The organism is Flexithrix dorotheae DSM 6795, from assembly GCF_000379765.1.
Lineage (GTDB): Bacteria > Bacteroidota > Bacteroidia > Cytophagales > Flammeovirgaceae > Flexithrix > Flexithrix dorotheae.
The window spans coordinates 1-21805 of the sequence record NZ_KB903458.1; the positions used below are offsets into that span (position 1 = coordinate 1).

The following is a 21805-nucleotide window of genomic DNA, read 5'->3' on the forward strand; positions in this document are numbered from 1 at the left end:
AGAATAACTTTGGGGAGAATCATCCTAATGTGGCAGTAAGTATGTCCAACCTGGCAACTGTGTATAAGGACTTGGGGTAGTATAACAAGGCCGCTCAACTCTTAGAAATAGCTTTAGACTCTGATCAGAATAACTTTGGGGAGAATCATCCTAATGTGGCAGTAAGTATGTCCAACCTGGCAACTGTGTATAAGGACTTGGGGGAGTATAACAAGGCCGCTCAACTCTTAGAAAAAGCTTTAGACTCTGATCAGAATAACTTTGGGGACAAGCATCCTACAGTGGCAATAAGGATGTGGAATTTGGGCAGTGTTTATATTGATTTAAAACTTCCTGAAAAAGCCAAAAAAATGATTGCCACCGCCTATCCTATTTTTGTAAATAACCTAGGTGTAGATCATCCAACAACTAAGAATTGCAAAAACTGGTTAGATGGAGTTGAAAAAATTCTAACTCAAAAAAATAACCCAAGATAATTATCAATCGTAAATTAAATATCGAAAACCTGATTAAGTATATTGATCAGGTTTTTTTTTGTGCTTGCCTGGCTTTCCCTTCATCCACAAAAAAAAGGCTACCGGGGCAACCTTTAATTTTAATTCAGAGCATCCCTTCGTCTGCGAAGGAATAATACGACTCCTCCGTTAAAATCAGGTGATCGAGTAATGGAAGATCTAAAAATTTACCTGCTTCCTTGAGCTTATTGGTAAGCTGAATATCCTGATGACTTGGTTTTAGGTTTCCAGATGGGTGATTATGAGCGGCCAGGATCCCACAACTGCCAGCCTTCAATGCTGTTGCAAATATCACTTTGGGATCGGCTACTACTCCGGATGCTCCTCCGCTAAAAGCATGGAAAATTCCCATTACCTTGTTGGCCCGGTTGAGTAATATAATTTTAAAATCTTCCACAAAGCCAATTCTGTCCATATCCCAATTTGCCTTTAAAAGATAGTAGGCATCCTTGGAACAGGCTATTTTGGGTAATTTGCTTGTGGGTACATTGGGCTTGTAAGAAACTTTTACCTCGGCAATTTGATTTGAAAATTCCATAATTCATAAGATTTAAAAGTGAAGAGAAATTTTAGTTTTGGCTTCTCCTCCTCAGTTTTTTGGCTGGTTAAGTGCAAAAGGAAGCGTGTTTTTATCTTGGGGGAATTTTCATTCAGGAGCTGGCAAAGTGTTAAATTCCTACAGAGGGAAGCATCAGACCAGTTGCCACTTCAGGCTGAAACTGTGGGGATAGTTTTCTCCATCATAAAAAACACTTGTGTTTGGATAAAAACAGGCAGTCTTTTGCAGTTCGCAGGGTGGAATGGGGCTGGAGCTGCGCATGGCAGTAGGGGACATACCAGCCAAAAAACTGAACTTTGCCCAAATACTATAATGAATGGTTGTTCCATTGCCAATTTTCAGCAGGCGAAGCATACCTGAAAGTTGGCAATGGAACGCAAAATTTGTCCATCGGGGAGAAGGAATTTCTCTTGTGGTGCTCCAATTTTTCCCAAAAAACCGGGGTGGATGAAAACTTTCTGAAAAAATTTTAAAAAAAATCAAAAAAAAATTCAGGCTGTTTTTAAGGAAATTACTGGTAGTAAAAGGTGACACCCTGGTAGTAAAAGTATTACTTGAAGGTCATTGACATTAGGGTCAGTTTTGCCAGATCATATTACTACAATTAAAAAGTAGTAAAAGGTGACACCCTGGTTATCAAAACATCAATTTAAGAGGGAAAACTGGTGAGTAGGTTTTTATTAACTTACTGTTTATCAATAACTTAAAAATATACTGGTAGTAAAAGGTGACACTTTGGTAGTAAAACCTTAACCTTTTACTACTGCCCATTATGGTTATTTGATTGTTTTACAATGATTTAGGCATCAATTGGTAGTAAAAGGTGACACCAAAATCTAGTTAGAATTACTTATTTTATAAGTATAAATTATTGGTTATCAATATTTTAACAATAAATAGTAGTAAAAGGTGACACCTTTCCGTTGAAAATATGCATTACAGTGCAATTTTAACCTATTAATAAAAACACATATTTAACTGTTTATCAGCTACTTATAGATATTTAGTAGTAAAAAGTGACACCTGAATTTCCCATCCAAAGGAAAATCTTATTGAATGAATAATGCTTATTATACTGTAAATCAATGAGTTATATGCTTGTTAGTAGTAAAAGGTGACACCCTTTTGATCAATAGCCGGTCGAGTTTTACTATTTTTGCTGGAAAGAAGTAATTATAAATCCCTGTAAATCAATATTTTAAATGTAGTTAGTAGTAAAAGGTGACACTTAATTATACTACAACGGATACTGAGGAATCTTTTTTTACTCAATTTTCACCTCATATTTTACTGTAAAACAGGTATTTATATCTCTTAGGTAGTAAAAGGTGACACCTATTCGATCGGTTGTTTGCCTTTTTTAATAAAAACGGATAACCTGCTGATTTACAAATGGATATCTGTAACTTTCGAAAAAATACTGAGAATGGAATTTTCACCTAATAAAATTTTATAATCCGTATTATTGAGTTTCTTTTTGAGAGATTAATATTTTTCTCAAAAAAATTTAATCTTGCTCTATAAATTATAGTAGTTCTATAATTTATAAAAGTTATACATTTGTAACAAAGCACACTAAAATTTGATTATCAGCTATTTATGAATTTTAAGGTAGTAAGAAGTGACACCTGGGTAGTAAAAGGTGAACCCTGAGTAGTAAAAGGTGAACCACTGGTAGTAAAAGGTGACACCCTGGTAGTAAAAAGTGACACCAGGTGTTAAAACTACCGTAAATTTCTATTCATATAAACTTGTTTTTTGAAAGAATTCATTTCATATTTGGCAAGAAACATTTTTTAATATATGTCTAGAATTCCGGAGAACTCCGTAAGGGAATTTATAAAAATCCAAAAAGACTTACCTCAAACTTTAAAGTTTTATGGCCTGTCAGGATCGTATGTAGCAAGGGAATCGGGAATTTCTATTACATCATTTCATCGGAAGATGAAGAATACAGCCTTCACAGGCGTAGAGCTGGAAAGAATAATTAAGGTAATAAACAAATAGATGGATTATGACAACGGGTAAATTTATTTATTCCAATCGGTTGTTAAATATCGAGACGGGACAGCAACTGACCAAGAACAAACATCTCAACTTATTGAATAAAGATGGAGAGATGAATCCCATGATTTTGTCGAAGGTCAATAATACCATTGATGATATTCTGCATGTAGAACAAACAGGGCAGGAGAAATACTACATCTATTTACCCAACGAGATTGAGGAAAAATTACCCAAGCAATTGCTCAAGCAGATTTCCAAGGATATCACTTCCAGTGAGGTTCGGGTGATTACTGCAATTGTGGCGCTTGCCCAGTATGCCAAAGCCAAAAATGAACTGGTTTATTTTGATCAGATTAACCGGGCTTATTTCGAACTGGATTTATCGGATCTGTACCAGATGATGGGGGTAGGGAATTCGAAGGGAAAATTGAGGACTTTGGTAAAAGAGGCTTTGTTTGGGCTGAATCAGAAAAAGTATGTACTGATTAAAAATGCCAGTATTTCCATTTCCCACCTGGTGCAGGTCCATGAGGTGGATGGCAAAAATCCCAATAAGCTGAAAATTACGGTGGAAGGTTGTTTCTTTAATTTTGAAAAGGAATCTTATTTCCATTTACCGGGGGATATCAATAAGAAGATCAGGAAGTTTTCTACCGGCCGACCCAATGCCCAGGTGGAATTGTTCATCAAATGTCTGTATCAGGCGAAGCACTGTACTAAAAATAACACTGTAGAATATAGTTACGATACGGTTTTCAAGTTGATGAAATTGCAAAAACTGATTGATAACAAAAATCACAAACACATCAAACCTACTATTCAAAAAGCATTTGATCTGGCGAAGAAACTGGATTTGGTGAAAAGCATAAAAGAAGGCAAAGACCGAATGGGGAAGGTGAAGTATAATATTGAGTTTTGCTAGAGGAGTGGGGAAATCGCTTAAGATTTATCCAGTAGCTTTTTGAGCATGGCTTTGATTTCCCGATTTTCTTTGGTCTGCTGAATCAGTAGTTTTTTGATGTCCTCTTCATCTTCGGGAGTTTCCGAAGTGATGGTTTTCAGTGACAATTCGGAGAAATCAATTTTCAGGATTTCCAGAATTTTAAACAGATGGACCAAAGTCAGTTTAGTCTTTCCAATCTCGATATCCTTATAAGCATTTTGAGACAAGCTGATATGCTCTGCCATTTGTTTTTGGGTAATGCCCAAAGCCTTTCTCTTGTTTTTAATCGTGGATAAAATATGTTCAATTTCTTCCTGAAAATCCATGATCAAATTTAGAAAATAATACTGTATTTCATTTCAGAGGGCTATAATTCAGTGATTAAATACTGTAATTCAGTTAAAAACTGAAAAATAAAACTGTTTTGCATTTTTTATTAAAGGAATTATGGTTATAATTGTACTGTATTTCAGTTTTGATGAATGGACCTTTTTTATAATTTTATTGTAATACATGGAAAATGACAGTAAAGGAATTATATAATAAGTGGAATGATCAATTGAAACGAGGAGAAATTCGAGCTGATGGAATATTTAGTTTTCCTGAAATTGTTTATGAAATCAGAGAATCAAATAAAATTTGGAATGATAAGGACATTAATTGTTTTACAGAGTACCTCAAAAACAATGATTATAAATGGTTTGTAGCAAACTTATTTGCTCTCCAAGAAAATATTCCTGAACAATTATTAGAACCATTTATAAATGCTGCAATTGATGAACCTGACCCAAGTTTTAATCGGAAATTTATTAATCCTTGTTTAAGGGTTTTCGGTTTTGAGAAAGTTTTTGAGTTACTTGATAAGAGATTTTTAGAGGGTAATAAACCTATAAAAATTGGTGTCTGCAATGCTTATTATTGGGCGAGGTCTCCTTTGGTTTATGTAAGTAATAGAAATGGCCCTTTGGAGACAAAAGGTTATTTATCTAAATGGAATGGTAATTATTATGGAGACTATGATTGGGATACAGACTCTCATTTTGAAATGGAAGAACTTAAAGTTCTAGAATGCGAGAAAATTACGAACCGACTCTTGGCTAAGAGAAGAAAACTTTTGATTGAAGAATTTTTGTCTAACCATGACACTGATTTGAGGTACCATATAAAGTTAGCGCTTCCAGATAAATTTACTTCTTTCTCACATGAAAATAAAGAGTTGGCTATTTCATACCTTGAAGAATTAAAGAAAGATTTTGTACCTGATCATTATCAAGAATTAAAGTTAAAAAAGCGTTTAGGAATTTTTGGAAAAAATAGATTAGTCTGCTCCTTTTTAAATTGGAAAAGAAGGCGAGATAGGAATAAAGAGCTGCTAACATTTAAGAAATAAAGAAGCAACGAAATTAGGATTTGACTATGATCCAAATATTGAAAGTATGAGTAAATCAAAAAATTTTAAGTCCTGATCTTATAGTGGATTATGTAACCTCTTAAAAAATGCCATTAAAGGAAACAACAAAAAGGAAAGCAACTGATTTTCTCCATGTAATTGAGATTGGAAGCAAAATAATGGCTAAATCCGAAGTGATTGATGCAAAAACAAAAGAAGCTTTTAAAAATAGTGATGAATGGTACGTCAGCAATATTAAAGAATTAATAAAGGACCAAAATCTGAATTCCGCTGGTCTAAAGTCTTTAGTTGACCCCTATTTTACCTATTGGAATGAAAGTGTAGGGGTAGATATTGAAGAGTTTTGGTATAAATTGGAAAAGAATTCACTAAATTTTATCAGAAAAGATTCATTAAAATTTGCTTTAGAAAAAGGACGATTTAGAAATGTTCATCAAGGGATGAGTGCAAGAAAAGATTGGAGTAGACTTAAAAAAAACCAGTTATTATCAAGGAGGCTATCAATTGCTGAAATAAATCAAATCGATGAAATTATTAATCTTGATGAAAAAAAAAGAGCTGAATTATTAAAAAAAACCTTACTAAAAAGAAATATTCCCCAATCACAATATCTAAAGTTTGGTGATTGTATGGCCTACTTTGAATATTGTAAACTTTTTGATAAGTATTTAAATGAGGAAGAACTAAAAGAGTTGTATAACATCTGGAATAGTTTTCAATAGGAAATAGCGCTGTATTTCGGTTTTAATTAATGTTATTATTGGAGGATTTGACTTATCAATAAATGGGACAAATATTAATAATCAAATTACCTGAATTAAGATAAGTAGTTTGGGAATTTTAGAAAGGTAAATATAAGATTAGAATTTTTCGCAAATGGAGAGAATTAATACCATAAAAGAAAAGCTTAAAGAACTAAAAAGTCTTGATAAGAGATACTCCATTTTTGGTTCTAGTCGGCATAAATATGAATTCAATTCAACCCTTTCAGAAGAGGAAATAAGGCATTTGGAAGCGGAGAATGGAATTATTCTTACCAAAGAGTATCGAGAAATCCTTAGATATTTGGGAAATGGAGGTGCGGGTTGTGGTTACGGTTTGGAACCTTTGACTTTGAAAAATATTAAACCTCCGTACATTGGAACCAAAGAACTTCTTAGAAATTGGGAAGATCCAAAGAAAATAGGTTTCGATATGGTAGAACTGGATGAAATTTCAGGCTACATTAAGCTATTTGATTATGGTTGTGGAATGGAAAAATGTTTAATCGTAAATGGAAAAGAAAGAGAAGGATTAATTTTCTTTGATTGTGACGGTAGATTTGAGAAGATTGAAAATAAAACTATTCTTGAAATTTATGAAAGCTGGCTTGATGAGAGTTTAATTCTGCTTAAGAGGATTAAAAAAAAGTTAAGTGAGATGTCGTTGCAGGAAGTTGTTGATTCCGAATGGGAATTAAAAAACTTTTCAATACAGGAAATGATTTTAAGTTTGATTGATGCCGAGCCTTTAACTGGAGGTCACTCTGGAAATCAGCTTAAAGAACATTTGGAAAAGGAATATAAAAAGTGGAAAAAGAAAATGTTATGATAAAGACATTACACTTAGATCTCAATTTTACTGAATTTATTAAAACAGGAAAGTTTGGTTTTGTTAAGTTGGGTATGAGTAAACCTGAACTTGAAAAAAATTTCTTTCCTCCAGAAGATTGGTTAAATGGTGATACACCAGAAACTTCTAGAATATGGAAATACGGAAATTTTGAATTGCATTTTGATGATGGATTAAAAGTATCTGGAATTTTTAATGATTATGTTCCTGAGTTTGATGGAGGAAAGAGTATTAAAATTCAGGATTGGTGGATTTTTAAAAATGGAAAAAAGGCTCCTAATTTGATGGAAACCATCGAATATTTAAATAAAAGGAAACTTGACTTCATTAAAAAAACAAACCCGATAGGACTGGTTTCACTAAAACTTAAGAACCAGGTGTACATGACATTTGAGTACATTGGTGAAACTGAGGGTTTAGATCATAATGAATTTAAAATGGTAGCGATTGGAAAAAATTAATAGTAATATATTTACTAATTCATGAAAGAAACTTTTTGCCCCTTGTGTTATTCAGCTTTAGAATTCAAAGAAGTGACTCCGTGTATGGAATGTGGGGGTGATGATTTTGAGCTGGACCATTATAAGGAACACAAGTATGCGGAGTATGAATTGTATTTTGGGCAACGGCTAATACTCTGTAATTTTTGTGAGGTTGATTTTGGGTCATTTGATCCGACTTATTTTGGATTTCCCCCCGGAACGAAGATAGGAATCCAGGATTTCAATTTTATTAAGGAGATCTCAGATAAAGCATTAAGGAAAGATAAATTTTGCCCGGAATGTGGATACAGACTTTCATTTCTCAAATTTGTTGAAACTTGTAAGCGGAAAAATGGAAAATGAAGAGAATTTTGATATTGAAAGATTAAAAAGGAAAAGCCATTTAAATGTGCAGGAACAAATTTTTTTAAGAAAAATTAGAATTAAAACTACTGCAGAGTATTGGAGAAAAAAAGGAGTTCCAAAATGCTTTTCAGATTTTTTAGCTCAAAAGGGAATAAACACTGAAAAAATGATGGTCTTTGCATATAATGAAGATGATGACTATCAATTTAGCTATAATGATTTTAATGAAAATGAGAGCCGTTATAGTGATTATGGAACGATTCTGACTGAAGATAAAATATTCTTTGATTTTGAAGTAGAATTTAACAGGGATAGAACTTTATTGGTAAAATTGAATTACCTGAATGACGTGACAAGTAATTATGAAATATCCCAGCATAAAAAAGGAATTGGAAAAACAGATGGATTTTTAGCTTTAGAAGTATTAGATGAGATTAATAATCATTGAATGGATGAAACCGAAAATTTAAAAATAAGTAAACTAAAAGATATTAAATTATGCCTCCACACCCAATTGATGCATCATTTAACCATGTAATTAGAGCATCTGCAGTAATAATTAATTGGTATGCCAAAGAGGATATTGAAAATTGTAAAAACGTGATTCTTTTAGAATCTTGGCATTTATTGGAGGTTAGTAAATTATTGAATATCTTCTTTATGGAAAGGATTTGTCAGAGAAATATTGGCAAGAGATAAGAATTGAATATGTATCAAAAGCTGAAATTTTACCAAAATTGTGTCATCAATTAGGGTGGGAGTTTTTAGGAAATGCAACTATAGGACCTGAACTTGTTGCTCAAATTAGAGATGAAGAAAATAAGATAAGAATAGAATTTCCAGAGGTAGTTGAAGAATATGAAAAGGGGTTAGATAGATTTTATTATAAGCGTTTACGAAACAAATCCTGACTTGTCAGGTTTGAAATATTTCTTATTAAAAAACCATTTTTACCATGAAATTCCCTGCATTTTTTGTGGGTAGGCGTAAGCCTGTCCTGCTTAAATTATTGTTGCCGCATTGGAATAGCAACAACATTAGTTCGGTTGCCGGATGTTTGATTTTTTATTTTACCATTCCCCTGATCATTTGCCTGTCTATCTCCACCAATCTGAAGGCTATCAGTGCGCTGGAATATGATATTCCGTATTTGCACTGGTTCATGAACGTACTGGTTTTCATTTTGGATCCGCTGACTTTATTTACCAGTAATTCCCTTTTCCTGATTTTAACTGCTATTATTCTTACAGTGGCAGATAAGGAAATAAAGGCAAAAGTGGTCAAAATAACAAAGTATAAATCTTTTTTAATCATCAAAATTGTTCAGGTATTTACCCTGTCCATTATCTGTGCGATTGGCATTTTGGGTTCATGGAAATTGTCCCAGTCCGGAGGATATTCCTATGTGCGAAATAATGTAGATGAAAAACTCAAACCTCAATCGCTGGTGGAAAAGAAGGACAAAATATTAAATACTTTTGATCAAAATATACAAGATCAGCAAACTTACTTTAAGGAGGAAAAGGAAAGTCTCAAAAACCAGCTTGATCAGACCAAAAAGGACTATGCCCGGAAAATTTCCGGTACCAGTTATGACTGGAAAAAAGCCAATTTCCGAAAAGAACGAGATACCAAAATCACTACATTGGAAAGAAGTCTGGAGGAATTGCGGAAAGAGGAATTGGCTACTTTGAGTTTTCTGAGAAATGAAAAGAAGGAACAACTCATTGCTTCAGATATGGAACATCAAGAGCAAAAAGGACAGTACGAATCTATCTTATCAGAGGCTATCCAGGTGGTTACACACCTTGTCAATTACTGGACGCTGGGATTAATCCTCATCAGTATCATGATCAATATTTTGCAATTCGACCAGTACAAGGCTTTTGCTTTCAAAATCGTCTCCAATTACATTTTGAGTAGTGCGGAATGTCTGTTGCAGGTGGAAAGAGCCTGCAATGAAACAGCTGCTAAACAAACCGAGTTTCTGGTAGACCATGAACTGAAACTTTCTGCAATTGAGCATCAATCCAGCCTGAGTAAACTTCAGCTTCAGACAGCTTATGAAGCAGATAAAGTGGCCTGTGCATTGAAATCGAAAATTCAGGAACTGGAAATGAGAAGGAAGGAATTGCAGTATAAAGTGCAATTGCAGGAGCTGGAAAGTGAATTGGAGGAAATTGAAGAAGAACAGACTGTACAGGAATTATTGGAGAGGGTTCCGGAGATCAAAAGAGCAGCCAGCTATGAGTTTGTAGGTAATGGGGAAGTGGCAGAAAAATCCTGTAAGGTATGTGGAAAACCATTACATAACCTCACTGATAAAAAAGAATATTGTTCTTCAAAGTGTAGGCAAAAAGCATATAAAAGGAGGAAAAAAGAGACTTTACATGTTTAGTTCACGAACTTTTTTCTGTGTTTCACGAAATTTTATAGGAATTTAAAAAATAAAAATGTTTTTTGTATAGAGTTTGTTGTATTTAAATTTTTAACAATCATTTTTTAACCTATAAAAAGATGGAAAAAATTAGACTCGTTGTTATTTTATTTTTATTCCAGTTGTTATTTATCAATGCCTATGGTCAGATTGAAATAGGAGGGGGATATGCGGGAAATAAGATGATCGGGTTTGATAATCCAGACTATAAACCGACCTTTTATGTGAATGCCGGCTACCGTATTTCCATGACTGAAACAGATGAATGGGGCATCAGGCCCATGATTACTTACAGTGAATTGGGAAGCCAGGTAAGCAAACAGGGAGAAAACGGAAATCTTGAAACCTATGAATTGAGCCAGGATGGGCTTTCCCTTGGTGGAGATTTTTATTACAATGCTTCCTCACGGGTAGAATTTAGTGGAGGATTGCATTTTACCACCTTATTGAATCAGGAGGCTACCGAAATTAAAGAGCATTTTGAAGCGCAGTATGAAACCAGTGATTTTGATATTTTATTGATGATCAAGCTGCGGTACAAAGTATCAAAAGCCCTTTTTGTAGAAGGATTTTGCCGACAGGGATTTCTGGATATGGATAATGTTTATCAGACTAATCTGAATACAGGTTTAGGTATTGGGCTTGGAATAAAATTCTAGTTTGCCAATCGCATTTTCATGAAGAGTATTTACATTATTATTGCTATAATAGGCTGGACTTCCTATGCTTCATTTTCACAGCAACTGTCGGATGTTGATGAGTATGTGATTCTGGAAAAAGGACAACAGCAACGGTGGCAACTGAATTCTTATCTATTCGGGTGGGAAGGGTTTGCCTATAATCAGGGCACCATGGTGGGTTTTTACAACAGCCATCCTATTCAGGGAGTGGAAGGAGGGACTTATGTGTTGGCTTCCAAATGGATAAATGTGGACCAGATTCCCGCCAATACCATTTTTTCCTTTGAAGTGAAACAGGGCACCTGCCTGGTTTGTGATGACCTGCGAACGGTGGGAAAAGTATCGGTATTGGTCATAGATTCCCAAATGGATGATGTGGAAGGATGTGAAGGCTCGGTATGGTTGAGGCGAAACCTTCTGGATAGTTACCGATGGGCTGAAACGGTGCTGGAAAGCGATATTTTGGAAGAAGAATTTCAGGTGAGTTGGATCAACCTGACTTTGAACAAGAGCTATTCCAATGAGCAGGCAATCAATGATCCTGCGGGTACTTACAACATTCAGGCCTTTACCAATCCCGACAATTATACTTTGAACGGTACTAAAGTCACGGGTTCCCTTACCATTCTGCAAAGACCGGGAATTTCCCTAAAACAAACAGAAACCAATTTGTGTCTGGATGAAGAAAGCCTGGATCTGGAGGAGTTTATCTTACAACAGGAGGGAAATCTGTCTATAGAAGTTTGGGCCAGTGTAATGGAAAATGGCAGTGAAACAGCGGTAAAAATTGCCACCGGATCAACCCTGCAGGTAAATGATATTCCGGAAAATCTGGCTAAAGACTATCTGGTGGTGACTTATAATTCTACCCAGGTTGGTTGTACAGCAGAACAAAAATTCCTAACGATCCATTTAAAGGAAAGTCCCTTAGTGAGTTTAAATCTTCCCGATAATATTTGCATAGCCAATGGGAAACTGGCTTTGGAAGCTGCACCCACTGGTGGTACCTGGTCGGGTGAAGGTGTTTCTGGAAATATGCTTGATCCTTCAATTGCCGGAGAAGGGGCACATACCATTACTTACACCTTTACCAATGGCAATAATTGTACAGCTCAACAATCCCACATCATCAATATTTTTCCTGAGGTAAATTTCACTTTCGATTTGCCACCTTCCTTCTGTAAGGAAAATGGGAAAACCATTGATTTGTATAGCTATACCACTGGTGTTCAAAATGGGATAGGGGAGTTTCAAATTAATGGTTCTGTAGTCGCAGGAGGAAATTGGGAATTGGACAAGTATCCTTCCGATACTTATCAGGTGGTTTATAAAGTAGAAAATGGGGCTTGCACTAAAGAAGTTACAGAAGAAGTAAGTCTGTTATCCCAGCCTCAGGTGAATGCCGGAGCTGATATTGAATTTTGTGGTCAGGGGCAAATTACACTCACAGGGGCTTCTCCACAAGGTGGTACCTGGAAGGCCAATAGCAATCAGATAACGGTTAACCAAAATATAGTCCTGACCGGGGAAATAGATTTTGAAGGGAATCTGGAAAAGACCTTCGAACTGACTTATACTTATGAAAATGCCAATGGCTGTAAGGGAAGTGATGTCCGCACACTTACCATTTTTGATCAGCCAGAAGTGCCGGAAGTGAACTATACTCAGATTTGTTCCAGCGGGCAAACTACCATTACCATTGAAAATTACGATTCGAAATTTACCTACGATTGGTATGAAAATAACCAGAAAATCATAGGGGCAAATGGCGGGAAATATACTACCGGATTACTTACTCAAAACACCAATTATCAAATCATTGCCAGCAATCCTTTGAACAATACCTGTCAGGAAATCAAAACAGTGGAAGTGGAAATTACTCCAAAGCCCGAAAAACCTTCGGTGGATGATGTGGTCATTTGCCAACCGGAAAGAGTGACACTCAAAGCCAGTCATTCCGGTGCAGTTACCCATTTCAACTGGTATGATCAGTCGGGAAATTTACTCAATGATGCTACGGGATTGGATGATACTTTTACCACTTCCACCAGCATGACCAAAGATGCGGTATTCTATGTGAGTGCAGTAATCAATGGCTGTGAAGGAGAACAGGAGGAAGTAAAAGTTATGAAATTAAGTCCTCCAAATCAGCCTGAAATTAAAGGCGGAACACATTGCGGTCCGGGGAAAATCAGGCTGGAAATTACCAGCAACGATGGGGATTTTTACCGATGGTATAAAAGCGAAACAAGCACTGAAATTATCCATGAAGGCAAAACTTACACGCCATTTTTAAACCAGACCACAGTCTATTTTGTGGCTGCGGTGAATAGAAGAGATATCCCTGGAATTGGGACCTTCGATTGTGAAGGGGAGCGCATGAAAATCACCGGAACAGTTTATGGGATTCCGGCTCAGCCTGAGGAAATCAATTATACCACCTGCGGAATTGAGTTTGTGGAACTGGAGGGAAAAGGGGGAATTGGGGAGAATTATACCTGGTACAATACCAGCAATATTAAAGTAGGGGAGGGGCGATATTTCAAAGCCGGGCAGGTGAGTAAAAATGAGATATTTTATTATTCCACCACCACTGCAGAAGGCTGTGAAAGTGAGCAGGCGAAAGTAAATATTACCTACAATGCCACTCCGCCATTGCCTCAGGTAAGTGATATGGAAAAATGTGGAGTGGGAAATATCACCGTTACTCCCAAAGGAGAGGAAGGAGCAATTTTCCGGTTTTACAGTGTAAATGACCGGGATAATTATTTGTATGAAGGCGCTACTTATACCCCTTACATTCAGGGACAAGCCCGGTTTTTTGTAAGTCAGGTAGTGGAAGGCTGTGAAGGACAGCAACAGGGTATGGAAGTGACTTATCATCCGGTGCCCAATGTGCCATTTGTGGAAGATGTAGCCTATTGCGGAACAAGTAGCATCAGCATTTCAGCCAGTGGTGGGTCAGTTGGTAGCCAGTATAAATGGTATGAAAGTCTGGAAGCGGAAACGCCTTTGTTTATTGGCAGCAGGTTTAGCCAGAATGAGCTGGCACAAACCACTTCCTACTATGTATCGGTGACTTCCAAACAGAATTGCGAAAGTGAAAGGGTAAAAGTTACGGCATTCATTCATGAAATTCCCGAAGTGCCACTAATTAATGAGGGATATATCTGCGGAGGAGCGGGGCAAACAACTCTAAGTATCCAAAATCCAATGGCGGATCTCACCTATGAATGGTATGCGGCATCAGGTCAGTTGTTACATACAGGTCCTACTTTCCCAACCCCTTACCTGACCACCACTACAAGTTATAAAGTGAAAGCGATTTCAAAGGAGAATTGTGAAAGTGATTTGGGAAGCGGAAAGGCCATTATCATCAGTGATGAACCTGTGGCAATTGGAGAGGATATTTCGCTGTGTAAATGGGGTGAACCTTATCTTTTAAGTGATGATATTAATCCGAATCTGAAAGGAGGAATTTTTACTGGAAAAGGTGTGATTAATGATTCCTTATTTTTACCAGAAGGCCTGGAAGAAGGTATTTATGAAATTCAATATACTTATAACAAAGGAGGCTGCAAGGCTTTTGGGAGCCGGAAAATTGAGATCACCAATGGCATAGGCACAGCGGAATTAACACTGGAAAATGAATTGATTCAGGTGTGTGAAAATGCCGATCCCATCTCGCTGGATGAATATGTCTATTCCGGATATGTGGCGAAAAGCACCTGGGCTGGAGATGGCGTAACCTCCAATGTTTTTGATCCTAATGTGCTTGCTCCTGGTGTTTACCATCTGGATTATCAGGTGGAAATAAATGGCTGTGTGTATATGGCCAAACAAGCGGTCGAAGTGATTAAAAGTTTTGCTGTGAAACCAAGGTTATCCGAATCGGTAATTGAGGTTTGCGAAAATGATTTGGTGAGTATATTCGCTGGGTTTTCTGAAAATAATAAGGACTACCACTGGTACAATGACAATAATGAGTTGATTGGCAAAGGCACTACACTGGATTTTCAGGCCACAAAAAGTGATATCATTTCCTGCAAAGGGGTCGATGCCAAAGGATGTGAGTCTGACCCGGCTACCATTGTGCTCAATACTTACGAATTCCCGGATAGCATTATCGCCAGTACCCAAAAAATTAAAATTCGGGAATCTGTGGAGTTTGATGTTTTTGATCCTAATGAAGGGGAGAATACTTATGACTGGGATTTTGGAGATAATCAGCAATCCAGCCTGAAATCTCCAGCCATTTTTTATTACAAACCGGGGGAATATCAGGTGAAATTAGTGGTGGCCAACCTCAAGAAAGGATGTAGTGATACGCTTACTTATCAAATTTCGGTCAATGGCATTCCGGATACTTCAGATGTGATTACAGGTTTAGATGATGAATTCATCAATAATTCCATCAAGATCTTTCCCAATCCATTTTCAGAGGTATTGAAAGTAGAGATTGATACTAAGGAAAGCAGTAACATCTATCTGAAAAAATCGGCCATTCAGGTTTTTGATTTACTGGGAAAGCAGCCATTGAAGCCTGAGGATTTTTCGGGCAATGGAAATACCATTTGGATCAATACAGAAAGTTTACCCAATGGAATTTACATCATCAAAATCAAATCAAGGACCTTTAAACTAACCAAATCATGAAAAGCATTTATTTAATATTGATTTGCTTTATAGCCGTTTCCTGTGAATTCCGGTGGGAAGATTCTATGGTGGCTAATGTTCCTCCGGAAATTACTTTTATCAAAAATGGTGAAACCATTGATCCTGAAACCGGAGAGCCCTATAAAACGATGAAAGACAGCCTGAAAATTGGCTTAAAATCCAAAGCTACAAGTGTCACCTTTTACTACGAAGTGAGAGATGAAAACCTGAGTGAAGTAAGCTATGAAGCTCCGGATGGTGAAATGTTATCTTCAGATAAGTTGGAAAATACAAATGATCAATATCAGGCGGTTTATCGTCCGGGTAGAGTGGGGAATAATGAAATAAAGATCATAGCCAAAGATGAATTTGGAGCGACTTCCAATATCTTTTTGAACTTGATTGTCTATGAAAATTTACCTCCAGTGGCGATGTATGCCTACACCAAAAAAGGTATTATCCGACCAGGTCATTTTGAGTTTTCCGGTGCACCTTCCTACGATCAGGATGAAAAGTATGGAGGCGATATTGTCCATTACCAATTTGAAATTGACGGAGTAGAAATCCCCAGTCCTGATCCCATTGTAGAATATATTTTCCAGGAAGAAGGTCAACATGAAATCAAACTTAAGGTACAGGACAATGATGGGGAATGGAGCGAAGAATTAAGGGAATTGATCACGATAGAATTTTAGCATTATGAAAAAGATACTCATCACCATCATTATACTATTGGGAAGTATATCCTATAGTTTTGCCCAGCAACCCAAACCCCATAAAAGGCCAAAGCAGGTAAAATTTAAACCAAAGAAAGCCAGACTGGATGGAAATGAACTGAAAGTAGAGCATTTGCCCGGAGAAAACGGAGTAGATTTTTTCGTTTACAAAGGGGAAAAAACCACTATGGTAGGAGGGGGGTACATCCATTATATATTAAAAGGATTTGCCCTGAAAGCACAAATAGCCTACGAAAAAGGCTCACCATTCCAAATCCCTTATGAAGCGTATTATGTAAAAGTAGTTCCCCATTATAACCTGATCAAAATTAAATCCAGTTTCTATTTAAACTTCAATGCCGGAGGAGTAATGGCCTACGATTTATATTCTGCCTACGAACCCCTTGATGAAAAGCTCAATTTTGGAGTTTTGATAGGAATGGAACTGGAATACACCATAGGAAAAGTAGCCATCCTGGCAAACCTGGAACAACAATACGTACAAACCGCCAGACTATTCGGAGGAGGAGGATTGCGGTATTTTTTTTAATTGGAATCAGGTATACCCCCAATAAATTGGTCTGAAGAAAGTGGGGTAAAGGTAAATCTGTTCTTCGGTGAACCATATATTTTCAGCCAGTTTCAATACTCCATCTACTAAGGCATGTTTATGGTATCTCTTTCCGTAAGGAAAGGATTGTATGATCTCTACTAATTGTATGGGCTGATCGGGAAAGTAGGGGTGGATGTACAAAACCTTGGGATTAAAAACTCTGTCATAGGGTTTGGTGATGGGTTTTCTTTTATACCCATAATCAAATCTGCAAAAATAAATGTAGGGATCCTCATCATTTTTACGGTAAAAATAGGAGCCATTTCTGGGCGAGTATCCTGCTTTTAGTAAGCTTGCTAATGTTCTCATAGTGAACCACTATTTGTTAATATAGAGAAACGTCAGAAGGTATCTGCTTCCTAAGCCGCAAATAATCTGGTCATTTCCATACAAAATTATATTCTCCATAATTGGTTAAACAAAAAGCCAATTATGTGCCTTGCTGGTTGAAATCTGAATGATGCTACTTTTTACCTCTATCCAGTTTTTGTTGGAAGTAAGGCATATATTCCTTCCTGAGATTCAGCAATTTTTCGATGAATTCATCATAAGTAATCTGGCGATTATCATACTCAGTGGCAATCAGGTTTCTATCCTTCTGCCATCGTTTTTCCACGTCCCTAAATGAAAAAGCATTTTGATTAAAATTTTCCGGCTGTGACATAATCATTTAATTTTTAGTTAAAAAAAATACGGTAGTAGATTATGGAGCCTTTGTGTGAGTGGTAAAGCAAAATTAGGCTATAATCCTCAAATAAAAAAAGGAAGGGTTTCCCCTTCCAAAAACTTAAGCCAGGATGTAATCCACAGCCTTTTGTGCCTGAGCAGCTGCCTCAATAAGCAACTTATGATCGCTTTTCAGTACATCCAACCAACCCTGAATGTAGGCGGCTGAATCTTCCAAAGTTTGCTGATTTTGGATGCCAACATGTCCACAAAGGAAACAAGCCCCCATCTCTGCTACAAGCTCTTCCTTATTATCCTAATTTTCGGATAATAAAGATTATCCAAACTAAAATATTATCCAAACCTTTGGTATTAACTATTTAGTTTACAGTGTTTTAATAATTAAAATTTTAGGATAATAATTTGAATAAAACCTATCAATTATGTGTCTATATTATTACTGTGCTCCAACACTCAATAATAATATGGATATCAAAAAACTAAAGGAAACACACCCACTGCTTTTAGAATATATGAAAGCGAAGGGATTTGGCAGAGGCGCCATAGATGGCGTCAGGATCATGCTTAGACGATTGTTTGATCATGAAGGTAATTACGTTTCTTATAACGATTTCTACAAGAAATTTCTTTTTAAGGAAGGTCTTGAAGGAAGCACCGAAAGGCTTCGTTATTACCGTACATCAGTACGTACTATTCAAGGGTTTGATGAGTTCAATCACTTCCCTAATAGACTCAGATTCAATCCTGTACAATACCGAAAATGTAGTTATGATCAGTTAAACTCTATATTCAAAGATATTGTTGATCATTACAAGCTGGTGGCATCAAAAAAATGTAAAAGAGCAAAGTCAATCCGAGTAGAATCGAATGCTGCATCCTCCTTTTTGTATCATATGCAACGAAAAGGAGCCTCTGATTTATGTGGTATTTCCGAATCTATGATCCTTTCTTTCTTTTATGATGGATGCAAGCAGCTACGAGGTAGTTCCTACAAGACTAAAATTAAAACTGTCTTAAAAGCAAAGGTAGGAACTGAGGATTTTGTTGAATGTACACGTATCATTGATGATATGCCTCCTTTAAGAAATGGCAGAAAGAATTTTGCTATTCTTAAAGATGAGGAGATTCGTGTCATTAAAGAGAATTTGCGAGAAGGGAACAGAAAAAATTTGTCTTTACGGGATATTGCTGTTGTGTCAATGGTTATGTATACAGCATTAAGAGGAACAGATATAGCTCAAATGCAGATTGACAATATAGATTGGGAAAGGGATCTCATCAATCTTACTCAATCCAAAACACAACAATCTATGACTTTACCACTTAGGGCTGTTGTTGGCAATCCCTTGATTGATTACCTTTTAAAGGGACGTCCGAAAAACTTGGAAATAAAAAACATTTTCACCAATGCCCATGATCCGGAAAATACGATGAGGTCAAGTACCATAGGAGGTATCATCAGACGTCTTTTTAAAAAATTAGGAATAAGGAACAGTGATAAAGAAAATGGTCTCCGTTTGTTCAGACGTTACCTGGCATCTAAAACTCTGGAATCCGGTGTTCAACCTAAAGTTATCAGTGACCTTCTGGGACACCTATCCCCGGAATCTTTAAATCCATATATCGGTACTGATATCAAGCATCTACGTGAATGTGGGTTAAGTATTGAGAAATATCCTGTTGGAAAGGAGGTGTTCGAGTTATGAAAACGATTAAAGAACTGGCTAATATCTATGTGGATTACCACAAATCCAAAGGAAAGATAGTAGGATTAGGAAGCTTCTTGCCACTAACAACATTTACACGGTTCTGTATGAATAAAAAAAAAGTAGAGTATATATCGCAAGAACTGGTTGATGAATGGTGTAAAAAGCGCCAAGGAGAGACCGAGCTCTCACGCAATGGTCGAGCTGGTTGTATTCGACAATTTCTTAAGTATACTAATAGTTGCGGCTATACGGCTTTAAACCTTCCGGAACCAATTCAATCCCCCAGGCCAAAGAGAATTGTCTCAGAAACGGAACTTCCTTTGGTTAAAACGTTCATATCTGACATGATGAACAAATACATCTTTTACCTGAAGGCATCTAATCATCTGTCAAGGTTTGCACATAAGACTCTAATACGGTTTAACAAATACTGTGCATCGATTATCCCTAATGTAGAAATACTCACAGATGATATTGTTAATGAATGGTGTAGGAAAAGACCGGCAGAACAATGTAAATCACGGAATTTACGGATACTCCCAGTGCGTAAGTTTTTAAAATACGCCAACAAACACAGGTGGACCAATGTGTTGATCCCTGAAAACTTACCTACTGAAAAATCCACCTATACTCCCCATGGATTCAGTAAGGATGAGTTAAGTGCATTTTTTCAATCCACCGCTACAATTAAACTTGTTGGATGGCAAAACGAATTGACGTTTAAACTAAGGAGAATGCAAATTCCTGTATACTTCCGATTGCTTTACAGTACTGGTATGCGGACAAATGAGGCTCGTATGCTCAGATGCAAGGACGTAGATCTCACGAATGGGATAATCAACATAGCTCATTCTAAAGGTCTTGATCAACACAGAGTGGCATTACATCCAACAATGTGGAACTTGTTAAAGCAATATAATGAGGCAATGGAACGACTTATGCCAGATAGGAAAATATTTTTTCCTGACAGAAATGACGATTTCCACGGAATTGCTTGGCAAGCCCTGATCTTTAGAAAAATCTGGAAAACCATAACCAGTGCACCTGCACGACCTTACGATCTCCGTAGTCTTTACGCTGTGACCAACATCAATAGTTGGGAATATGACGGAACGGAGTGGTTTGACAAGTTAATATTTCTAAGCCACTCCATGGGACATCGAAAAATCGAAAGTACCTGCTACTATTATAAACTTGCTCCTCTTTTCTTTAAACAATTGGAAGAACTAACCGGACAAGCCCTTCATGATCTATTACCAGATCTTACTAATTTTTTTGAATATGAAGAACCTAACTGAATCTTTAGTCATTGCAAAGGCAATGCGTGAGTGGGAAAAAGTATATCTTCCCGAAATAAGGGTCCTGAGTAATCATACTCTGCGCTCATACCATGAAGCTGTTACTTTATATGCCATCTTTATGAAGGATATCAAGTCAATCGATTGTGACAACCTCTCAGGTGATACCTTTTCAATAGCTAATATCCATGAATGGATGTTGTGGCTCAAAAAAGAAAGAAGTTGCTCCAATTCCACTTGTAATCAACGGCTGGCTGGCTTAAAGAACTTTCTTAAGTTTTTGAGCAAAAAAGACTCCCGTTTTATCCAAATGGGAATGGAAGCCAAGGAAATTAAGCAGATGCGGTATATCAGACCGGCACAAGTGGAAATAACACAAGAGACCATTAAGGCTATTTTCAATGTCATCGATCTCAAAACTAAAATAGGGAAACGTGATTTTACGCTATTCTACCTGATTTACAGTATTGGAGCCCGTATTGGCGAGGTGCTATCCTTAAAAATATCTGACATCTATTTAAATGAGCCTAATGGTAAAAACTATATTGCTATCTTAGGTAAGGGAGCCAAGAGAAGATCACCTCCAATACTTAAAGAGGTAGCTTTAGTCCTAAAAGGCTATATCGAGATGTTCCATGGCAAGCAACCTAATCTCGGTGACCCATTATTCTTTGTTCATTTTGACGGTAGGAAAAAGAAAATCACACAGGAGGGGGTAAACAAGCGTTTAAAAAAATATGCAAAGAAAGCTCACTGTTTTAATCCTGAAGTGCCTGATAATCTGCATTGTCACCAGTTACGCCATGCACGGGCCAGTCATTGGCTAGAGCAACATCTCAATATTGTAGCTATCCAAAGACTGATGGGGCATGCTGACATAAACACAACCATGCAGTATATTTTTGTTTCTACCGAGCAAAAAAATCAAGCTTTAGCAACTCTTGAAGATGATGTGATAACGGATACTGGTAAAAAGTGGAAGAACATACGGAAGAAAAAAGATCTTCTAGAGTATCTTGGTCTTAAGGAATAAACATAAGAGAATTAGCATAGGTGGCTTTCCATAAAAGGGTCATCTTTGTTTTTTGAAGAAATATTATCCCAATTTTCAGGTC

General features: G+C 36.7%; 22 protein-coding genes and 2 pseudogenes. 19 read left to right on the plus strand and 5 right to left on the minus strand.

Translation table 11 applies throughout. The features are described from left to right. Positions 1-92 precede the first annotated feature (92 nt). Positions 93-476 (plus strand): annotated as a pseudogene (locus tag A3EM_RS0125345) (tetratricopeptide repeat protein); the annotation flags it as partial. A gap of 124 nt (positions 477-600) precedes the next feature. Here the strand turns inward: A3EM_RS0125345 and A3EM_RS0125350 are convergent. Further along, entirely contained in the window at positions 601-1053 is a 453-nt protein-coding gene (locus tag A3EM_RS0125350; protein ID WP_020531052.1) for a JAB domain-containing protein, read from the minus strand. A gap of 18 nt (positions 1054-1071) precedes the next feature. Between A3EM_RS0125350 and A3EM_RS47710 the strand changes: the two genes are divergently transcribed. The 3 genes from A3EM_RS47710 to A3EM_RS0125365 all read left to right on the plus strand — a co-directional run bounded on the left by A3EM_RS47710 (position 1072) and on the right by A3EM_RS0125365 (position 4003). Next, the gene (locus A3EM_RS47710) at positions 1072-1434 is read left to right on the plus strand and encodes a hypothetical protein (protein WP_157638080.1); all 363 of its coding nucleotides are present in this window, start codon (positions 1072-1074) and stop codon (positions 1432-1434) included. Between the two features lie 1443 nt (positions 1435-2877). Further along, a complete protein-coding gene (locus A3EM_RS0125360) occupies positions 2878-3081 on the plus strand; it encodes a hypothetical protein (protein WP_020531054.1) in 204 nt (67 codons plus the stop codon). A 7-nt stretch (positions 3082-3088) separates the two neighbouring features. Further along, positions 3089-4003, plus strand: a complete 915-nt coding sequence (locus A3EM_RS0125365) for a hypothetical protein (RefSeq protein WP_020531055.1) — start codon at positions 3089-3091, stop codon at positions 4001-4003. Positions 4004-4020: 17 nt separating this feature from the next. On the opposite strand, the gene A3EM_RS46255 is transcribed toward A3EM_RS0125365, so the two are convergent. Further along, positions 4021-4350: a helix-turn-helix domain-containing protein gene (locus A3EM_RS46255; protein WP_020531056.1), complete on the minus strand. Its 330-nt coding sequence runs from the start codon at positions 4348-4350 to the stop codon at positions 4021-4023. Between the two features lie 194 nt (positions 4351-4544). Between A3EM_RS46255 and A3EM_RS0125380 the strand changes: the two genes are divergently transcribed. From A3EM_RS0125380 to A3EM_RS0125440, 12 genes are all read left to right on the plus strand, one after another. Next, on the plus strand, positions 4545-5414 hold the full coding sequence (locus tag A3EM_RS0125380) for a hypothetical protein (protein ID WP_020531058.1): 870 nt from the start codon (positions 4545-4547) through the stop codon (positions 5412-5414). A 107-nt stretch (positions 5415-5521) separates the two neighbouring features. Further along, entirely contained in the window at positions 5522-6157 is a 636-nt protein-coding gene (locus tag A3EM_RS0125385) for a hypothetical protein (RefSeq protein WP_020531059.1), read from the plus strand. Positions 6158-6311: 154 nt separating this feature from the next. Beyond that, positions 6312-7025 (plus strand): hypothetical protein, encoded by a 714-nt coding sequence (locus A3EM_RS0125390; RefSeq protein WP_020531060.1) that lies wholly within the window; start codon positions 6312-6314, stop codon positions 7023-7025. Continuing rightward, the gene (locus A3EM_RS0125395; RefSeq protein WP_020531061.1) at positions 7004-7507 is read left to right on the plus strand and encodes a hypothetical protein; all 504 of its coding nucleotides are present in this window, start codon (positions 7004-7006) and stop codon (positions 7505-7507) included. The genes A3EM_RS0125390 and A3EM_RS0125395 overlap by 22 nt, the downstream gene beginning before the upstream one ends. Positions 7508-7528: 21 nt before the next feature. After that, on the plus strand, positions 7529-7891 hold the full coding sequence (locus tag A3EM_RS0125400) for a hypothetical protein (protein WP_020531062.1): 363 nt from the start codon (positions 7529-7531) through the stop codon (positions 7889-7891). Further along, positions 7881-8342 carry a hypothetical protein gene (locus A3EM_RS0125405; protein WP_020531063.1) on the plus strand — a complete coding sequence of 154 codons (462 nt, stop codon included), beginning with the start codon at positions 7881-7883 and terminating at the stop codon, positions 8340-8342. Before A3EM_RS0125400 ends, A3EM_RS0125405 begins: the two co-directional genes overlap by 11 nt. A gap of 223 nt (positions 8343-8565) precedes the next feature. Continuing rightward, positions 8566-8805, plus strand: a complete 240-nt coding sequence (locus A3EM_RS0125415) for a hypothetical protein (protein ID WP_020531065.1) — start codon at positions 8566-8568, stop codon at positions 8803-8805. Positions 8806-8849: 44 nt separating this feature from the next. Next, the gene (locus tag A3EM_RS43665) at positions 8850-10292 is read left to right on the plus strand and encodes a hypothetical protein (RefSeq protein ID WP_020531066.1); all 1443 of its coding nucleotides are present in this window, start codon (positions 8850-8852) and stop codon (positions 10290-10292) included. Between the two features lie 119 nt (positions 10293-10411). After that, complete coding sequence (locus tag A3EM_RS0125425) at positions 10412-10990, plus strand: outer membrane beta-barrel protein (RefSeq protein ID WP_020531067.1); 579 nt, start codon at positions 10412-10414, stop codon at positions 10988-10990. A gap of 18 nt (positions 10991-11008) precedes the next feature. After that, positions 11009-15667 (plus strand): T9SS type A sorting domain-containing protein, encoded by a 4659-nt coding sequence (locus A3EM_RS0125430; protein ID WP_020531068.1) that lies wholly within the window; start codon positions 11009-11011, stop codon positions 15665-15667. Further along, positions 15664-16362 carry a PKD domain-containing protein gene (locus A3EM_RS0125435; protein WP_020531069.1) on the plus strand — a complete coding sequence of 233 codons (699 nt, stop codon included), beginning with the start codon at positions 15664-15666 and terminating at the stop codon, positions 16360-16362. The genes A3EM_RS0125430 and A3EM_RS0125435 overlap by 4 nt, the downstream gene beginning before the upstream one ends. A gap of 4 nt (positions 16363-16366) precedes the next feature. Further along, positions 16367-16933: a hypothetical protein gene (locus tag A3EM_RS0125440; RefSeq protein WP_020531070.1), complete on the plus strand. Its 567-nt coding sequence runs from the start codon at positions 16367-16369 to the stop codon at positions 16931-16933. Between the two features lie 6 nt (positions 16934-16939). Here the strand turns inward: A3EM_RS0125440 and A3EM_RS0125445 are convergent, their stop codons facing one another. From A3EM_RS0125445 to A3EM_RS47125, 3 genes and pseudogenes are all read right to left on the minus strand, one after another. Further along, positions 16940-17305: a hypothetical protein gene (locus A3EM_RS0125445; RefSeq protein ID WP_020531071.1), complete on the minus strand. Its 366-nt coding sequence runs from the start codon at positions 17303-17305 to the stop codon at positions 16940-16942. Between the two features lie 154 nt (positions 17306-17459). Next, a complete protein-coding gene (locus A3EM_RS0125450; protein ID WP_020531072.1) occupies positions 17460-17660 on the minus strand; it encodes a hypothetical protein in 201 nt (66 codons plus the stop codon). A 123-nt stretch (positions 17661-17783) separates the two neighbouring features. Next, a pseudogene (locus A3EM_RS47125) lies at positions 17784-17960 on the minus strand (zincin-like metallopeptidase domain-containing protein); the annotation flags it as partial. Between the two features lie 187 nt (positions 17961-18147). On the opposite strand from A3EM_RS47125, the gene A3EM_RS0125460 reads away from it, so the two are divergent. The 3 genes from A3EM_RS0125460 (at position 18148) to A3EM_RS0125470 (ending at position 21723) form a co-directional block, all read left to right on the plus strand. Beyond that, positions 18148-19389: a tyrosine-type recombinase/integrase gene (locus A3EM_RS0125460; RefSeq protein WP_157638081.1), complete on the plus strand. Its 1242-nt coding sequence runs from the start codon at positions 18148-18150 to the stop codon at positions 19387-19389. Positions 19390-19934: 545 nt separating this feature from the next. Continuing rightward, positions 19935-20690 carry a tyrosine-type recombinase/integrase gene (locus A3EM_RS47715; RefSeq protein WP_157638082.1) on the plus strand — a complete coding sequence of 252 codons (756 nt, stop codon included), beginning with the start codon at positions 19935-19937 and terminating at the stop codon, positions 20688-20690. Beyond that, a complete protein-coding gene (locus tag A3EM_RS0125470; protein WP_020531076.1) occupies positions 20674-21723 on the plus strand; it encodes a tyrosine-type recombinase/integrase in 1050 nt (349 codons plus the stop codon). Before A3EM_RS47715 ends, A3EM_RS0125470 begins: the two co-directional genes overlap by 17 nt. The last annotated feature ends 82 nt before the right edge of the window (positions 21724-21805 follow it).

What these genes read in the sequence shown, in the direction of transcription:
- A3EM_RS0125350 (WP_020531052.1), bottom strand. Translation starts at nt 1,053, where the DNA reads ATGGAATTTTCAAATCAAATTGCCGAGGTAAAAGTTTCTTACAAGCCC.
- A3EM_RS0125360 (WP_020531054.1), top strand. Translation starts at nt 2,878, where the DNA reads ATGTCTAGAATTCCGGAGAACTCCGTAAGGGAATTTATAAAAATCCAA.
- A3EM_RS0125365 (WP_020531055.1), top strand. Translation starts at nt 3,089, where the DNA reads ATGACAACGGGTAAATTTATTTATTCCAATCGGTTGTTAAATATCGAG.
- A3EM_RS46255 (WP_020531056.1), bottom strand. Translation starts at nt 4,350, where the DNA reads ATGGATTTTCAGGAAGAAATTGAACATATTTTATCCACGATTAAAAAC.
- A3EM_RS0125380 (WP_020531058.1), top strand. Translation starts at nt 4,545, where the DNA reads ATGACAGTAAAGGAATTATATAATAAGTGGAATGATCAATTGAAACGA.
- A3EM_RS0125385 (WP_020531059.1), top strand. Translation starts at nt 5,522, where the DNA reads ATGCCATTAAAGGAAACAACAAAAAGGAAAGCAACTGATTTTCTCCAT.
- A3EM_RS0125390 (WP_020531060.1), top strand. Translation starts at nt 6,312, where the DNA reads ATGGAGAGAATTAATACCATAAAAGAAAAGCTTAAAGAACTAAAAAGT.
- A3EM_RS0125400 (WP_020531062.1), top strand. Translation starts at nt 7,529, where the DNA reads ATGAAAGAAACTTTTTGCCCCTTGTGTTATTCAGCTTTAGAATTCAAA.
- A3EM_RS0125405 (WP_020531063.1), top strand. Translation starts at nt 7,881, where the DNA reads ATGGAAAATGAAGAGAATTTTGATATTGAAAGATTAAAAAGGAAAAGC.
- A3EM_RS43665 (WP_020531066.1), top strand. Translation starts at nt 8,850, where the DNA reads ATGAAATTCCCTGCATTTTTTGTGGGTAGGCGTAAGCCTGTCCTGCTT.
- A3EM_RS0125425 (WP_020531067.1), top strand. Translation starts at nt 10,412, where the DNA reads ATGGAAAAAATTAGACTCGTTGTTATTTTATTTTTATTCCAGTTGTTA.
- A3EM_RS0125430 (WP_020531068.1), top strand. Translation starts at nt 11,009, where the DNA reads ATGAAGAGTATTTACATTATTATTGCTATAATAGGCTGGACTTCCTAT.
- A3EM_RS0125435 (WP_020531069.1), top strand. Translation starts at nt 15,664, where the DNA reads ATGAAAAGCATTTATTTAATATTGATTTGCTTTATAGCCGTTTCCTGT.
- A3EM_RS0125440 (WP_020531070.1), top strand. Translation starts at nt 16,367, where the DNA reads ATGAAAAAGATACTCATCACCATCATTATACTATTGGGAAGTATATCC.
- A3EM_RS0125445 (WP_020531071.1), bottom strand. Translation starts at nt 17,305, where the DNA reads ATGAGAACATTAGCAAGCTTACTAAAAGCAGGATACTCGCCCAGAAAT.
- A3EM_RS0125450 (WP_020531072.1), bottom strand. Translation starts at nt 17,660, where the DNA reads ATGTCACAGCCGGAAAATTTTAATCAAAATGCTTTTTCATTTAGGGAC.
- A3EM_RS0125460 (WP_157638081.1), top strand. Translation starts at nt 18,148, where the DNA reads ATGGATATCAAAAAACTAAAGGAAACACACCCACTGCTTTTAGAATAT.
- A3EM_RS0125470 (WP_020531076.1), top strand. Translation starts at nt 20,674, where the DNA reads ATGAAGAACCTAACTGAATCTTTAGTCATTGCAAAGGCAATGCGTGAG.